General features: G+C 38.5%; 6 protein-coding genes. 2 read left to right on the top strand and 4 right to left on the bottom strand.

What is annotated here, in order from left to right:
* Nucleotides 1–649 precede the first annotated feature (649 nt).
* Nucleotides 650–2053 carry a right-handed parallel beta-helix repeat-containing protein gene (locus V7K25_RS01450; RefSeq protein WP_335154424.1) on the top strand — a complete coding sequence of 468 codons (1404 nt, stop codon included), beginning with the start codon at nucleotides 650–652 and terminating at the stop codon, nucleotides 2051–2053.
* 637 nt (nucleotides 2054–2690) lie between these two features.
* Here V7K25_RS01450 and V7K25_RS01445 read toward each other — a convergent pair.
* The 4 genes from V7K25_RS01445 to V7K25_RS01430 all read right to left on the bottom strand — a co-directional run bounded on the left by V7K25_RS01445 (nucleotide 2691) and on the right by V7K25_RS01430 (nucleotide 10032).
* A complete protein-coding gene (locus V7K25_RS01445) occupies nucleotides 2691–4907 on the bottom strand; it encodes a GumC family protein (protein ID WP_335154422.1) in 2217 nt (738 codons plus the stop codon).
* A gap of 627 nt (nucleotides 4908–5534) precedes the next feature.
* A complete protein-coding gene (locus V7K25_RS01440; protein WP_335154420.1) occupies nucleotides 5535–6767 on the bottom strand; it encodes an O-antigen ligase family protein in 1233 nt (410 codons plus the stop codon).
* A gap of 154 nt (nucleotides 6768–6921) precedes the next feature.
* Nucleotides 6922–8016 carry a glycosyltransferase family 4 protein gene (locus V7K25_RS01435; protein ID WP_335154418.1) on the bottom strand — a complete coding sequence of 365 codons (1095 nt, stop codon included), beginning with the start codon at nucleotides 8014–8016 and terminating at the stop codon, nucleotides 6922–6924.
* 573 nt (nucleotides 8017–8589) lie between these two features.
* Nucleotides 8590–10032, bottom strand: coding sequence for a sugar transferase (locus V7K25_RS01430; protein WP_335154416.1), 1443 nt, complete (start codon nucleotides 10030–10032; stop codon nucleotides 8590–8592).
* A gap of 1286 nt (nucleotides 10033–11318) precedes the next feature.
* Between V7K25_RS01430 and V7K25_RS01425 the strand changes: the two genes are divergently transcribed.
* Nucleotides 11319–17264: an amino acid adenylation domain-containing protein gene (locus V7K25_RS01425; RefSeq protein WP_335154414.1), complete on the top strand. Its 5946-nt coding sequence runs from the start codon at nucleotides 11319–11321 to the stop codon at nucleotides 17262–17264.
* Nucleotides 17265–17507 lie beyond the last annotated feature (243 nt).

Below are 17507 nucleotides of genomic sequence, written 5' to 3'. Positions count from 1 at the left end.
GGTACAGAAATGGCTTGCATGGAGCGATCGCTTCCTCGAAAATTGTATTTTCTATCTCAATTTTCGGATCTTTTTAGATAATATTACTCACTTGAAAGTACTCTAGACCTAAAGTTTTCACTGAAAATTCTTAATCTGCTATTTATAAGCTATTTCAAGCTTTGTTTTAGTTACTCTGATATGTTGTGATAATGATAATCATTAAAATATGTTATTCCTTAAAGTCTACCTGTAAAAGGATTTTACCTATTTATTCATTCTCATTATGATAAGAATTATTTAAGTAAATTAACTAATTTATAACAGATATACTATCTTAACCACAGATATCGCGTATACACAGTACAATGATGTCGAATTGGAAATGACGCCATTTGTACAGTTGCTTGGTGTCCATTAATGGAATAGCTTTGGATACTGAATCATTTTCCTTCAGTACTTTTACTATATAATTGCTATTTTTTGGAAGACAAGCTAAAAAGGTTTTTCAGGCATATCTACGTGGGAATTCTCAGGTTGAAACCTGATAAAGGGTGTATAAACTTACAAATGGCAATTCACGACTGTATCCAATACTGAGTTACTGACTAAGGCTAGAGCTACTGACCGTTGACGAATCAGTTTTTGCAACATACCCTATTTTTTCCCTATGATGATTCATGGTTTAGGTTTTCTCAGTTTGAGCGCATCTCTTGTACTTCCCTGGGCATTAACAGGTCTGGTTCAAGGACAGAGAATAACAGAGTCTTTTGTTAAAGATGTTCGTCAGTCATCCACCGATCAAGAAATGCCACTACCAAGCCGCAAACTGATCAGTTATATTTCATATGGCACAACATACTATGTCAGTGGTAAAGGAAACGATAGAAATAGCGGACGCACTACCTCATCTGCCTTTAGGACAATTCAAAGAGCGTCAGACCTGACTAACCCTGGGGACACAGTACTTATTATGGACGGGGTATACAAGAATGCACATCCATCTGGAGCGGTAATAGATATTAAACGCTCTGGGAGGGCAAATGCATGGATTACGTATAAAGCATACCCTGAACAACGACCGAAACTTCAGCACAATGGATGGCATGGAGTTTGGATTAACGATGGAGCATCATATATTGAAGTGAACGGGCTTGAGGTTGAAGGGAACAATGGCAAAATGTCCCGTAGTTATGCGCTGAGTCAGAAGTATAACCAATCAAACCCCCTGACTAATGGAAATTGCATTAGCGTAGAAGGAGGGCAAGATGGTCGTTCCCACCATATACGTATTCTCAACAACAAGGTACATGATTGTGGAGGCGGAGGCATTTCAGCTATTGAATCAGACTATCTAACAATAGATAACAACGAGGTATTTAATAATGCCTGGTACTCAGTTTTCGGCTGTAGTGGCATTTCGCTACTCAACAATTGGAATTCTGACAACAACCAAAACTATAAAATGTTTGTGACCAGAAACAAGGTCTACAACAATCAAATGTTGGTTCCCTGGATTAGTAATGGGAAGATCCAAGACGGTAATGGTATTATTGTTGATCGTGGAATGAATAAGCAAAAAGGATCAAAAATAAGTGCGTATCGAGGACGTACTTTGATTGCCAGTAACATCTCATATAAAAATGGTGGTGGTGGCATTCACACATTCCAAAGTGAGAATATCGATATTGTCTACAACACTAGTTATCTGAATAACCAAAGTCGGGAAGTTGAATACGGACAAATCTCGGTTAATTACTCAAATAATATCAATGTTCTCAATAACATCCTTTATTCTGAGCGTGGGAAACGGATAAATCTAAGAAATGGTGGTGACAACGTTAGGTTTGACTACAACCTCAACGCCAATAGTTCCTTGATACCTGCTTCCGGAGCTAATGATATGATTGCAGATCCACAGTTTATGAATCCCTACGTTGGTGATTTTAGGCTGAAGTATACGAGTCCGGCAATCAATAGTGGTATGAACTTTAATAGTGTAAAAACTGATTTTCTAGGCGGACCTCGTGTGAAAGGTTCACGATCCGATAGAGGGGCATACGAAATGCGGTAGTAGTTAAGAGTATGGAATTGGGTTGTATGGCAAAATCCTAATTTATCCAACCTTTTTGTCTACAACCCGTTTTGTAACACATCATACTGTTGGCTCATTTATTAGAAACTAAGAAAAATTGTGTTAAAAAATCAGGGTTTCAGCGTTTGCGAAGATAATTAATACTTCTATCAAGCTAGGCTAATGTATAGGTAATTGCCTACTAAATCTAGCTGTTACTTAAACAGCAATACATTTTCTATATTCAATTCCAGATCAAAACTAGATTCCTGATTTTTCCTAACTATAATAAAAATAAAATGGGCGAACTGTAAGTTTTAACCTACATTCCGCATCTTAAACTAACTATTCTCACTATTAAAGAAGAGGAAAAGGGCAGTTATTCCTGGAGAGAGAACCCCGTACATAAATGCAGGGGCTTGAAACAATGACGCATTATTTTTTGCGTATTGCGTTTCAAAATAAATATTTTTAATTTTTGGCATAAGTTTATTTGCTCTGAAACCCTTGGGGCAGGGTAATTTCAATATTTTTTTCCCAGCAAGCAATTCTCCTTGCTCCCCTACCTCTTCAGCCAGATGAATTAGGCTCGTGGTTTATTAATATCTATTAGCGTAGTTCCTAACCTTTGAAAATTTTACTTTTTCGCAAGTCGCTGAAACTCCTTTGTCAACTTCGTTGGTTTAAAATATTCATGATCGTGATATAAATAACTACTAGATTCATTTTTATCAATGATTCCATTCACGACTAAGCCTAATACGTTGTAATTGGATCTTTCTAACATCTCTTGAGCAGCGTTAGCACTGTTAGAATCAACTACCCCAGGTCGAGCTACTAACAAAATCCCGTCAGTCATTTGGCTTAAAGTCAAAGCATCGGCTGCCAAAAGGAGGGGAGGAGCATCAATAATTACAAAATCATAGTTATGTTGAGATGAAAAATTTTCAATTAATGATGCCATGCGTTTCGAGTCAAGCAAAGCCAGTGGGTTGGGAGGTCTAACCCCAGCAGTTAAGACATCAAGATTATCCATTACCTTAGATACAGTAACGTCAAATTCAGCCTGACCTACAAGAACCTCACTTAAACCAACTGCATTGGTTAGCTGCCAAAGATGATGCTGAGAAGGAACTCGCATATCTGCATCAATTAGTAAAACTTTACGCCCTAGTTGAGCGATCGCTGCTGCCAAATTCGCTGAAACTGTAGACTTGCCTTCTTTAGGAACTGCGCTAGTTACCACTATAGTTTTGAGCACTTTATCTGAACTCAGGAATTTCAGATTGGCTTGAATCATTCGGTACATTTCGCTAGTTAAAGAGTAAGGCGTATCTCTGACAGCAATTTTTGGTTCTACATTTGAATCACGACGAACTTTTTTAACAGATAAAGGAATAATTCCCAGCAACGTATATCTAAATACATCTCTGACTTCCTTAAGTGTTTTCAACGATCTATCTCTCATGCTTAGGAAGAGAACAGTTGTAGTAGCCAAAAATAAACCGAACATCACTCCTAGCAATAAAACGATAATTTTTTTGCCTGTTCCTGGCTTATTTGGCACTAAAGCCGGAGTAATAATCCGCGAACTGGCTGTATTTGTATTCTCAACTAACTGTAATTCTTGTACCTTTTTTAAGAGAGTTTGATATGTGGATTCTGCAACTTCAACTTTCCGTTCTAACTCCCGCTGATTTTGTGCTAACTGGGGTATGATTTTTACTCGCTGCTCGTAGGCAGAGCGGGAATTAGATAGAGAGGAGAGTCTTTTAGCTAAACCAAAGCGCTGTACTTCTGACTGTAGAAAACTTTGGATCAGGTTTTGTCTGAGTTCTCCAATCTGCAATAGTCTCTGCGGAATTTGTGTTTGATTACCAACAGTCTGACCAATTTGCTGTTGCAGGAGCGATTTTAAACTAGATTGCTTTGCTTCTAAGTTAATAATTACGGGGTTGTCATCTAGAAAACGGCTACGCTCTATCGCTAGCTGTCGGTCAGTATCTTGAAGTTGTGTAAGAACTCCCTGTACTGCGGGTGATTGACTGAGGGCACTCACCGCGATCGCTTCTTGAGAATTTAGCTCTACTTTCTGGCGCAGTTCATTGGTTTGGGCGTTTACCTCATCCAGTTGAGCCTTAACAGTATTCATCTCATTGTCTAGATTTCCAATAGTTGCAACGGCTGACTTTGTCTCCTCTGATAAATCAGCTATCTGATGCTTCTGTTTAAATATACGTAGGGCTACTTCTGCATTATTAACAGCCTCTTGAGTTTTAGGAAGCTGCTTGGCCATAAATTGACGAGTTGCTGCTGCCTCAGAGCGATTTGTCAAAATATCATTTTCTAAATAAAGATTCATGATTGTGTTGACCACTGCCGCTGATTGTTCAGGATCATGGCTGGTATAGCTAATTCGCAATACATCTGTGCCATTAACTATTTTCAAGATCACGGCTTTCCGTAATTGCTCTACCTCTATAGGTTTACCTTCTTGGTCTTTAAGCCCTAGTTTGTCTATTGTTCGCTGTAATATAGTAGGTGAAGAAATAACTTCTACTTGAGTGTTTATAGGATTTTGAGTTGCTAGCAGGGATTTTAAATCTCCTGCATCTCCTCCTTCAGTGTTAGTAGGCAAAAGATTGGAGCCTACTACTTTAAAAGAAGGAATTCTAAATAAAAGTTTTCCTTCGGCTTCATAGGATGGCTTCATAAATTGTATAGCTATAGCACTGAGCATAACTGTACCTGCAAATATCGCAGTTGCAGGTAGCCACCATCGTTTTAATATCAATAAATAACGACTAAGGTCTAAATCGATAGATTCTCTAGATTCCATAGATTTTTTTGACATAAATCTTCAAAAGTACAGGTTTTAAGCAAGAAACTAAAAATTGCTTTACTTAGAGAATGCACAAACCACTGCAACTGACAAGAATGATGCGATTTGACAATACTGACAATAGTATAGACTATATTAAGTTACAAATTTAGTTCCTTCCGAAATTTAAAGTAACTACTAGCTTTGCAAAATTTTATCATCAGCCTCTAACAGTTTTGGAGCTTGATATTGGCACTCAAGGATCTTCTTCATTCTGCGTTGCTCCTCGGCTTCTATCTCAGAAGATAATCAATTTTCTCTTCAGCCATGACAGTTTCTCATAACCGAAAATAACACTCTGTGGGAGTAAGCTAGAACTTAATGTGATAATCTTGAGACTATTAGTTCGACACATTAGCTGTAATTTTTGAATGCTTGGTCTATCGTTTGATTAATATATCAGCTAAATCACAAGTTAAGGTTTGATTTTAGCAGATTCAAAAGGCTCCCTAGCTTTTTATTGAGTTCCAGTAAGCCTATCGATTTTCGGCGTTGCATAAATGCGGGATAAATTAACTAAATACAGGTATTTTTCTATACCTCAAGGAATAAAGTAGTAAACGAACTAAGTGTTTAAGCATATCTACAGATTTGGATCTATTATGCAACGCCCAAATTTGTGCGTGTAGAAAGTTTGCTTGATAATATTGCTGATACATAAAGTATCCATTCCAGGCTATTTTGGTCTAATAATGTAGTTTCAGTTAGATTTGAAAAAATAATATAGGTAAGATAAACTAAAAGCCATAAATTTTCAGATGTTTGATTCCATCGGATTAAATATATTCCTCTTAAGAAATTAATAACTAACCCAATTAGAAAAATCAAAACTCCTAATAGACCCAACGCTAGGCAGAGATCCAAAAAACCATTGTGAGCAGTAGGAGCATTCCATTCTACGGTTTGTACAATAATAGAAGACTCACCCTTCTCTCCCCAGAATGCTCCATACCCATATCCCAGCCACGGTTTTTTGGCAATCATCTGCAACACAGCAGGCCATAATTCTGCACGTCCCGTGAGTGTTGTATCCTTACCTACTGACCCTAAAATTGTATCAGCATATGATATAAACCAAACGTAGAAAGATATACCAAGTGTTAGCAGAAAAGTTACAATAGGTATCATTACTTTATACTTTAAGTTTAAAATTCGATAATATATGAGAAAAGCACCTGTAATGATTATAAAATTACCTAAAGATGTTGTTGATTTTGATAATAATACAAGTAATCCAGAAATAATATAGCCAAACCATAAAAACAAGCGATTTTCTTTACTAGTCATGGCAAGGAAGAAAAATATTGCTCCACTAAGTACAAATCTCTTGCCAAGAACATTCTTAGTTGGGAATATTCCTCGCAAAGTATTTCCATCAAGACCGCCTGAAAAACCATATTTTGGCATCAATATAGCAAATACAAAACACATTACTGCTGTGATGCCAAGCATGTATGCACATAACTTCAGTTGTTGGTTTATAGTGTAACGTGAAGCTAAATAAAGCCCAAAAATACTTGTTCCTACCAGAGCAATAGCGCGACGTGAAGTAGTGTCTGGATCTAAAGACCAAAAACTAGAAAGAGCACAAAGTCCAATCAATATCCAAATGAACTTATCTCTACTAAAAACGTAAGCAACCTTCTTCCAGCGTAAAGTAATCAAGAAAAGACTAAATATATATGTAAAAGTAAAAAGGAGTCGAAATATAATTCTATCACCCTGTTTTACAGTATAGCCATCCGTTAAAAAAGCATCTAGTGGAGTTCCTGAGTAGATCATCAAGCAAGCGAATGTAAGTATTTGTTCAGCAGAGATTAAAAATTTTCTCATTTTTTATAATATGTATCATCATGTATACATATAGAAAATATATTAAGCAAGTCAGGCATCACTGGTTGCTAGTATCAGTTGATTTTGGCAAATACTTTTTTCTGAAATTTCTAATTATTATGTTCGTTAAATGCCATGTAATGAGTCAGCGTTTTTAATGTCTCTTTTTTATGGTTTTTTCATAAACTTCTACAGTTTGAGCCGCAATATTTGACCAATTTAAATCTTCCTGGCAACGAGCTAGTGCAGCAGTTTGCATGCTTTGTTGCAAGTCGCGATCGCTTAATAAACAAATTATGGCATCAGCTAAGGATCGAATATCACAGGGAGGAACTAATAACCCATCTTTTTTATGCTGAACTATCTCACTTAATCCCCCTACCTCAGAGGCTATAACCGGTGTTCCCATTCCATAAGATAAGGCTGCTACTCCACTTTGAGAAGCTTCTATGTATGGCAGAACTGTTACTGCGCTTCGTTGAAATAGATTACTTACTTCTTCAAGGGGTATAAAGTCATTGATAATCTCGTAGCGTTTCTCATTATAGCCATCAGGGAAATACTGTTTAATGCTTTCTCCTTGTCCAGCAATAATCAGTTTTACTTCAGGTACACGTTCAGCAATTAAAGGCATAGCTTCAAGCAAATATTTCAATCCTTTATAGGGCCAGATGCGTCCAAAAAATAGTAATGTATTTGGATCGCGAGGCTGACTCTTGTAATTACTCCGGCGCTGATACAAACTACCAAGTTCCCCATGCGGTATAATATTAATTCGCTCTTTAGGTAAACTAAATTGTTCAATTAAAATCTTTTTTAGTTGATGAGTATGGACAATCAATTGTTGGGAACGGTAGAAAGCAATACGCTTGGTATACTCTGAACCGAATACAGACATACTATCACCTGGGTGACGAAATATATCGTGCATAGTTGTCACCAATGGTGGCATCTTGTTGAGTAACAAAGTCCAATCGTACCAAGGATCGTTAGTTTCTTGGACATGTAAAACATCTGGCTGTATGTCTTTGATTATATGCATCATAGCGCCCATAGAGAATAGGTTGCCCAGGTTGCGAATCCGTGGTTTTTTAAAGCTAATGACGCGGATACTTGGATCAATAACATCGATACAGACATCTGAGACTTTTTGTGGATGAATTAGCGTTAGATCAACATATTTGACCAGACTGTTTGCTAATTCGATGGTATAGTCTTCAAAGGAAAAGTGTAGTAACGCAACTTTCATAATTAATATTATAAGATCAGGTATAACTATTTATTCAATAAATTTGTTTGGATGCTTTACTGGTAAAATTTTATCTTAAAATTTTTTGGCTTTCTTAAAAGTTTGATCTACAAAAAACGAAACTCGCCGAACGCACTAATAGCTAGATAAATCACAAATAAAAAAGGAATCAATAGTAGTGAATATAAAGTAAAAACTAATTTTTTCCCATAATTACGAATATAAGTAGCATGACAATACTTACTTACGATAAATCTAATTAAAATAGGCGAGTATAGATAAATCAACAAAACTGGCTCCAAAGCCTAGAATAGTCATTAATAATTGCCATTCAAACTGTATCTAGTAACTGAATACTGCAAAACTAATGATACACCTCCCAAGATTCCTAATGTATTGCTAATAATTATTACTTGCAAAGTGCTTTTATACCATTCTTAAATTACTAATTAACCTTACTTGGCTGACTTTATTTAATGGGTGAAAAACAGAAGCTCTACTGGAGACAGCAATAATTGTATCAATATATTTATTATAATTATTGCTGTCTGCTATTATTTTCTGTTTCTGACTTCAGTAGGCACCTTCTTTTTTCAAAACTACCATAACTGTTTTGAGGAGAATTTCAAAGTCTAATCGAAGCGACCAATTTTCGATGTAGTTAAGATCAAGATTTATCACTTGTTCAAAATCCAAAATATCCGAGCGACCTGAGACTTGCCAAAGGCCTGTAATCCCAGGTAAAACTTCATGGCGAATAAAATGATGTTCAGAAAACTTATCTACATCTCTAATAGGTAGAGGACGAGGTCCTACTATACTCATTTCTCCAAGGATAACGTTAAAAAGTTGGGGTAATTCGTCTAAGCTATAACGTCGAAGGAATTTTCCAACACGGGTAATGCGAGGATCATCTTTAATTTTAAAGATAATCCCATCTTTCGTTTCATTTAATGCTTCTAATTCTTTTTGGAATTTTTCTGCATCAGATCTCATAGTTCTGAATTTCCATACTTTAAACTGTTGCCCATGTAAACCTATACGGGTTTGTTTGTAAAATACTGTGCCGGGAGAGTCCAGTTTGATAGCTATAGCTATAGCTATATAAATAGGGAATGATAACATTACAAATAAAGTCGCAAAGCAAAAATCACAAGTACGCTTTATCCAAAAGTCTTTCCCTGTAATTATTGGACAATCCAAACTTAGACAAGGCATTCCCCCTATTTTATTAAATTCTATGTTTTTATAAATTGGTTTTAATTCCATCGGCAAAATATGTACTTGGATGCCTGATGCTTGAAATAACCAGCATAAAAACATTCTATTTTTGAGAGCATCCCAAGATATAAAAACTTCTGTTACACCTAATTCATTAAGTTGATTCAATGTTTTTTGACGCTGATATCTATCTAATGAATTAGCTTTAGCAGTTCCAGATACAATATAATGCTTTTCTTTTTTTATAAAGCTAGCTATCAGTTCATGGTCTTGAGAATCACAAATAATGAAGATAGAAGAACGAACTATTTTTTTCTGTTTACGCAGGTATTCAAGTGTAATATTTATAGCATATCTACCAGTACAAACAAACAATATACTTAGCAACCAAGATAATAATATTAATCTTGGGCGTGTAATATCAATGACTGGCTGATATAAAAGACAAACTAGGAGTATTAATCCATGAGCAAAAGTTAGCGATTTTATAATATTGAAATAGTCATAGCGTTTTTGACCTTCTCGATAAATACCCTCGATAGCTAATGAGCCTATTTGAATAGCAATAGTTATTAGAATCGCCAAATAATGGCTCTGTATATACGAACCAAAATGCCCATAAGAAGATTGATATCCAGCTATAACCCAAGCCAAGGATAAAAGAGTATAGTCTACTAAAAACAATGTTGTTAATCTCAACCACCAGGAACCCTTGCGTACCCTGGCAAATGAAGATGCACGTAAATCTAAAGGTACTTCATTGAATTTACTTGTTGTAATGCTTTGATTACTCATAGTTATAAAGATTTGGTGTACTTAAAATTCGATGGAAGCTTATATTAACGCTGTGGGAAATCTCATACTTTTTTTCAAAGAAACATGGACTTTATAGCCTACTAATTAACCATTTTTCTTTGCACTAACTTTAAATTTAAATTCTTTCTTTATCAAAAACATTTTTCAGAGTCGCTTGAGCGCAGTAACTACCCAGATACCTCGCTTTTATTGCAGGATAGAATGCAGTTTAGCCTGGAAATTTTGAGCTTTAGATGCCAAAACAAAGATTTTTTAATGAGTGTTAACTTAATAGCAGAATAAAATCCCTGACGTAAATAATAAAGTAGTCAGGTAATCAAGTAGCTAAGATAAAAATATTAGGAAGGATTTTTAAGCTGCGTAAGATTTGAACTGAGTTACTCCAGTTTCATTGCAGATTTTTACTTCTATTAGGTAGGCAATGATATGCCTTCGGGAATTACTGTAGCATGTTTAGCTATGACTAATTCAGCTTTCCGTAGAAGTTGTCTGTTTGTTTACGCATAATTACTGATTAACAAAACTTACAGACATAACATATAACAAAATGCATCAAAAATTTGATTATCGTTACAAAAATTTACATAAATTTCTGTCGTGCTTGAGCTTGAGTAAGTTTCATGGGCATCTCTAGAGAATTGGTCATAAAGTAATATCAACAGTGGTTGATATCTGTTCAGTCTTGTAATATCTGCATTATAGACATTTTTACCTACTTACAGAGAATCAATTCTTTGGCTTTACAGTATTTTTACATTTGAATAAACACAATGAAGATTGGGTAATAATTGCTTTTTCTTTCAGCAAAATTTTGTAGAAAAAGATAAACTCTTTTCAGTCATTGTATTTGAACCATATAGAGGGTTATATAAAAAAGAATTTTTAAAGTAAACAAAAATCTTGAGATTAAATGCTTGTCCTTAAATGTACCTCAATAATGTAATCAAACATTTTTTTAAATTTAAACGCGTTTTAAAATTTAAGTTAGGAATAAAATATTTGGTAAAATATTGGCAATTAGTATGTTTAATAAAAATTTATTAGCTAGAGTTTTAAGTATCAATTATGTTTGAAGATACATATAATTAGCCTGGGTAGTGCAAACCAGAACGATTTAGCGCATGGACTGCCCTTAAGCCTTACTAGGCTTGTATCTTGAGGGCATTTATTAATATGCAGACTCACAGATAATTTTCTATAAAAACATTTACAATAAATAATAAATTAAAATAATCGCATTTGTTGATGGAGTTGATATATAAAAAATGCAGAGAAATAGCCAGACTCCAGAGTATAAGCAAAATATCCCGTTAAATACCTTAACTCACATCATCGGCACTCAAGTTCTAGAGGCATGTAATAACACTCAAGTAGTTGATCATTATCTGTGTATCCATCAGATATTTGAGATGCAAGTAGAGCGATCGCCTCAAGCGATCGCTTTAGTATTTGAAGATATACAACTTACTTATCAACAGTTAAATAAGCAGGCGAATCAACTAGCGCACTACCTACGTACTTTGGGAGTTGGGCCTGAAGTCCTTGTGGGGATTTGCCTGGAGCGCTCTTTGGAGATGATCGTAGGAATACTGGGTATTCTCAAAGCTGGAGGCGCTTATGTGCCTTTAGATCCGGCATATCCCCCAGAGCGTTTAGCCTTCATCTTATCAGATGCCCAGACACCAGTATTGTTGACCCAAGAGAAATTGGTCAAGAACCTACCACCGCATCAGGCGCAAGTGGTTTGTCTAGACTCAAACTGGCAAGGTGACACCCAAAACACTCAAGAAAATCCTGTAAATCAAACGACGGCTGATAACCTGATCTATGTAATCTACACATCTGGTTCTACAGGACAACCCAAGGGTGTAATGATCCCTCATCGTGGTATCTGCAATCAACTATACTGGCGACAAACAAACTTTAGATTAACTCAAGCAGATAAAGTTTTACTGAGTATTTCTTTTAGCTTCGATCCCTCAGTGTGGCAAATATTCTGGCCATTGTGCTTCGGGGGGCAATTGATCTTGGCCCGCCCTGGTGGACAGCAAGATACTGCTTACCTGGTGAAGGTGATTATTGACCAGCAAATCACTGTTTTGGCCTTAGTACCTTCTATACTGCGTGTCTTACTGGAAGAGAAGGGAATTGAGAATTGCCGATTTCTTAAGCATATTACCTGCGGTGGTGAAGCTTTACCTAGCGAGCTAATAGAACGCTTCTTTGTCCAACTGAATTTGGATAATGTTTTCCATAATTGCTATGGCCCGACAGAAGCTTCCATTGATGCCACTTTCTGGACTTGTCAGCGCGGCAGTAATTATACCATTGCTCCCATTGGTCGCCCCATTACTAATGCAGAGATTTACATCCTTGATGAAAATTTGCAGCCTGTGCCTGTTGGTGAATCAGGTGAACTGCACATTGGCGGGATTGGTTTAGCGCGAGGCTATCTTAACCGTCCGGAATTAACCACAGAGAAGTTCATTTTCAACCCTTTTAGTTCTGAAGTTGGGGCACGTCTTTACAAAACTGGGGATTTGGCACGTTTTCTACCAGACGGTAATATTGAGTTCCTTGGTCGTATTGACTACCAAGTGAAAATTCGTGGCTACCGAATTGAATTGGGAGAAATTGAAGCGATATTAGGACAACATCCGGCACTAAGACAGACTTTAGTAATAGCTAGAGAGGATGTTCCTGGTGACAAGCAACTTGCAGCATATATTGTTACCAACCCAGAGCAAATTCCTAGTCAGGTTGAATTGCGTCGCTTTTTACAAGGTCGGTTGCCTGAATATATGGTGCCTGCCTCATTTGTATTTTTGGACAACCTGCCATTAAACCCCAACGGCAAAATAGACCGCCGCGCTTTACCTGCACCGCATACGTCTGATCTTGGTCTGTCAACTAACTTTGTCCCAGCCCAAAATGCTACAGAAGAAGTCTTAGCTAGCATCTGGGTAAAAGTTTTGCGTTTGGAACAAGTAGGTATTCACGACAATTTTTTTGAATTGGGAGGCCATTCACTGCTGGCAACGCAAGTCATGTCTAGGGTTCGCCAAGCTTTTCAGATAGAAATGCCGTTGCAAATCCTATTTGAGAATCCAACGATCGCTAGTTTAGCTCAAGCGTTGGCTCAAACCCAAACTCAAGAAAATGATCCTCAAAACCAGACTATTCCCCTAATAGCCAACCGCGAGTCAGTCCCTTTATCCTTTGCCCAGCAGCGAGTATGGTTTTTGGAGCAGTTGGAACCTAACAGCCCAGCTTATATCATCTCCAATGCACTGCGCTTAACGGGCGAGTTCAACGCGAGTATATTGCAACAGGCACTAAATGCGATCGTTATTCACCACGAGGCACTGCGAACAAACTTTATTACATCACCGGATGGTAGCCCTATACAAGTTATTGGCAAGCCTCGGCCAGTTGAACTCAAAATAATTAAACTAACACAGGAGCAGGTACAATCTCTACTAAATCAAGAGTCGCAACGCCCTTTTAACTTAGAATCTGACTTAATGTTGCGAGCTTGCTTGCTCCAGATAGACGAACAGGAGCAGATACTTTTGTTGGTAATGCACCACATCGCTTCCGATGGCTGGTCAATGGGCATTCTCTGGCAGCAGTTAGCATCCCTTTATGAAGCCTTATTGAGCGGTAAGCCTTCTCCTTTGGCAAAATTACCCATTCAGTATGCCGATTTTGCTGTCTGGCAGCATCAATGGCTATCGGGTGAAGTCCTCTCTAGCCAAATAAACTACTGGAAAACCCAGTTAGCAGGCGCTAATACTGTACTGGAATTGCCTACCGACCGACCACGGCCACCAGTGCAAACTTACCAGGGGGCGGCTCAATCCCTCGTGCTACCGCAGACTCTGAGTGCATCGCTCATTGAACTCTCGCGTCAGGAAGGTGTCACCCTATTTATGACCTTGCTGGCGGCCTTTGGGACAATCTTGCACCGCTACAGTGGGCAAGAAGATATTCTCATTGGTTCTCCTATTGCTGGACGTAACCGTTCTGAAATTGAAGGGTTGATCGGATTTTTTATTAATACCGTCGTTTTACGGACTGATTTTTCTGGCAATCCTAGTTTTCGTTCAGTGCTAAATCGAGTTCGCCAGATGGCATTAGGTGCTTATGCCCATCAAGATATGCCTTTCGAGAAATTGGTAGAAGAACTGCAACCAGAGCGAGATACCAGCCGTAACCCACTGTTTCAAGTGTGGTTTAATATGCTCAATTTAAAGGATATCCAACTGGAACTACCTGGGGTGGCTATAGAACCAGTTTCGATGTTAGAAACAGCTTCTAAGTTCGACTTAACTTTGTATGTGACAGAAAAAAATCAGGGAATCCAACTTGATTTAGTCTACAACACTGATCTGTTTGCTTCAGAGCGGATGATGGAAATGCTGAATCAATTCCATCATTTGTTAAATCAAATCGTTGCTGCAACGGAATGCCAGATTAGTTTGTATTCTCTTGTCACACCAGGAGCCAGAACTTTGCTACCAGAACCAAGGGCGGTTTTGCCAGAACCTCGGTACGAATTGGTAACAACAATGTTTACCTCTTGGGTAAATCGCACCCCAGAACATTCGGCACTCCGTCAAGGATCTCGCACTTGGAATTATCGGGAATTAGGCAAAAGCGCTCAAGCTTTAGCGGGGGTGATATTGTCTTACGGAGTCCAACGGGGAGATGTTGTAGCCGTGTTCGGGACACGAAGCTTTGCACTGATTGCGAGTATGAACGCTGTACTTTTGAGTGGTGGTGTTCTACTGACTCTCGATCCGAAACTTCCTAGCGATCGCCACTTGCTCATGTTAAAGGAAGCTAAAGCTAAATATATCTTATATATAGAGAGTCAGCATTCAGAAGATAAAGAAATATACAAATTTTTAACAATCATCAGTGTAAACCCAGATACAGGAGAAGCGATAAATTCCCCCCAAGACATCAGTAAAGAACTAAACTTGCCTGAAATCAGTGCCGATGATCCAGCTTATATTTTCTTTACTTCTGGCACTACTGGTATACCCAAGGGAGTGCTGGGATGTCACAAAGGGATGGCGCATTTTCTCAACTGGCAGAGGCAGACATTTGAAATTGGTCAGCAAGACCGAGTAGCCCAATTGACTGGTCTTTCCTTTGATGTAGTTCTTAGAGATATCTTCTTACCTTTGACAAGTGGTGCAACCCTGTGTCTGCCAGAAGAAGGGCATAACCTGGAACCAACTAAAATTCTGAATTACTTGGAACATGAGCAAATTTCTGTGCTGCACACAGTTCCATCGCTGGCGCAATCATGGTTGGCTAATGTGCCGTCAGGAGTCTATCTTCGTAACTTACGCTGGTTATTCTTTGCTGGAGAACCTCTCAAAGAAACACTGGTATATCGGTGGCGGGATACTTTTCCAGAATCAGGTGAAATTGTCAATCTCTATGGGCCGACAGAGACAACTTTGGCAAAGTGTTATTACAAAATACCTGTGGAGTGTACACCAGGGATACAGCCAGTAGGATTGCCGCTCCCTGAAACTCAAGCACTAGTTTTAACACCAAATAACCAACTGTGTGGCATTGGTGAACCAGGCGAAATCGTTATGAGAACGCCATTCCGTACTTTGGGTTACATAAATGCTCAAGAAGAAAACCGTTCTCGGTTTGTCAAAAACCTCTATCGGAATGACGAACAAGATTGGCTTTATTATACAGGCGATCGCGGTTGCTATCGTCCAGATGGCTCCCTAGAAATTCTCGGTCGCCGAGATCATCAAGTTAAAATCCGTGGGATACGCATTGAGCTAGGGGAAATTGAGACGGTATTAGCCCAGCACCCGCATGTACTCCAAACCGTAGTAATTGCCCGTGAAGATGTTCCTGGCGATCAACGTTTAGTAGCTTACATTATCCCAAATCAAGACTGGGCATCTACAATTAGTGATATACGGAGTTTCCTTTTAACAAAGCTCCCACAGTACATGCTCCCTTCGGCTTTCGTCTTGCTGGACACCATGCCTTTAACTCCCAACGGCAAGGTAGACCGCCGGGCCTTACCAGCACCAGACTTATCAAGGCAAGAATCGGAAGCCACCTTTGTTGCTCCCCGCAATCAGGTAGAACGTCAGCTAACAGAGATTTGGGAACAAACTTTAGGTGTCCAGCCTATTGGCGTCAACGATAACTTCTTTGAGCTAGGAGGACACTCGATATTAGCAGTAAAACTGTTTTGGCAAATTGAGAAGACATTTAATAAAAATCTGCCTCTTGCCATTCTCTTCCAGTCAGGGACTGTAGAGGCTCTAGCCAAAATAATCTGCCAAGATGATTTAGCAGCAAACAAGAAGACTTTAGTAAATACCTTAGACAAATCAAGAACAACTTGGTCATCCTTGGTAGAAATTCAACCCAATGGTTCCAAGCCACCTTTTTTCTGTATTCATGGACTGGGTGGAGAAGTCTTGTGTTTCCGTGAATTGGCACGGCATTTGGGGCCAGATCAACCATTCTATGGACTACAACCACAAGGGCTAGATGGAAAACATCCTTTCCATACAAGGGTTGAAGACATGGCAACTCACTACATTCAAGAAATCCAGACCCTTCAGCCCAATGGCCCTTATTTCCTGGGAGGTTATTCTTTTGGGGGTGTAGTTGCTTTCGAGATGGCTAGGCAACTGCGAGAGCAAGGCGAACAAGTTGGTATTCTAGTTGTACTTGATAGTTGCCGTAGAGGTTATAGCTGGCGCGCGTCATTGTTCAAGCGAGTTTTCTTGCATTTAAATAATATTGTTCAACAAGGGCCAGCCTACCTTTGGCAAAGGGTTGTGAGATGGAGTTATTGGCGTAAGTCTCTGCTCCAAAATACATATAACCGTTACTTGGAAGCGGCATTAGATATACCTATAAGTGACAAGCACTTAAAGATTATAGATGCTAATACTCAAGCCGTTAGTGAATATATTTTCCCGGTTTACCCTGGTCGAGTTATCCTCTTGCGAACAGAGGATCAAAACCGAGACGAAGCTATAGGCACACAATACGATCCTCAATTCGGCTGGGGCGAAGTAGTTGCTGGAGGATTAGATATCCATTATGTTCCCGGATCTCACCTTGGCCTACTTAATGAGCCGCATATACAGCTGTTAGCCAAAACATTAAGAAATTGCTTAATCCAAGCGCAGTCTCCAAAGAATTAATCTGTGCAAAAATCGGAAAAGCCTTTTTCCCCTACGCTCTAAATGATAAGAGCTTTAGCCCAGGGCTATTTCGTTGTAGACATAAACCGCCCAGAACTAAAGTTCTGGGCTCATAGCCCAACTCCACTAAAGTGGACTAAAACCCTTTATTAGTAGTCTTTAAACGACTTTTGCTATTAGTCTCAGGATTTATTCTGAGGCGGGCTAGATGAGAATGAAATAGCCCTGGTCTTTAGCCGGACA

It is taken from the genome of Nostoc sp. (genome assembly GCF_036919495.1).
Lineage (GTDB): Bacteria > Cyanobacteriota > Cyanobacteriia > Cyanobacteriales > Nostocaceae > Nostoc.
Note: the sequence above shows the minus strand (reverse complement) of the source record. Positions and strands in the feature narration are given on the sequence as shown.

Coding starts and splice junctions, on each gene's coding strand:
- V7K25_RS01450 (WP_335154424.1), top strand. CDS start 650: ATGATGATTCATGGTTTAGGTTTTCTCAGTTTGAGCGCATCTCTTGTA.
- V7K25_RS01445 (WP_335154422.1), bottom strand. CDS start 4,907: ATGTCAAAAAAATCTATGGAATCTAGAGAATCTATCGATTTAGACCTT.
- V7K25_RS01440 (WP_335154420.1), bottom strand. CDS start 6,767: ATGAGAAAATTTTTAATCTCTGCTGAACAAATACTTACATTCGCTTGC.
- V7K25_RS01435 (WP_335154418.1), bottom strand. CDS start 8,016: ATGAAAGTTGCGTTACTACACTTTTCCTTTGAAGACTATACCATCGAA.
- V7K25_RS01430 (WP_335154416.1), bottom strand. CDS start 10,032: ATGAGTAATCAAAGCATTACAACAAGTAAATTCAATGAAGTACCTTTA.
- V7K25_RS01425 (WP_335154414.1), top strand. CDS start 11,319: ATGCAGAGAAATAGCCAGACTCCAGAGTATAAGCAAAATATCCCGTTA.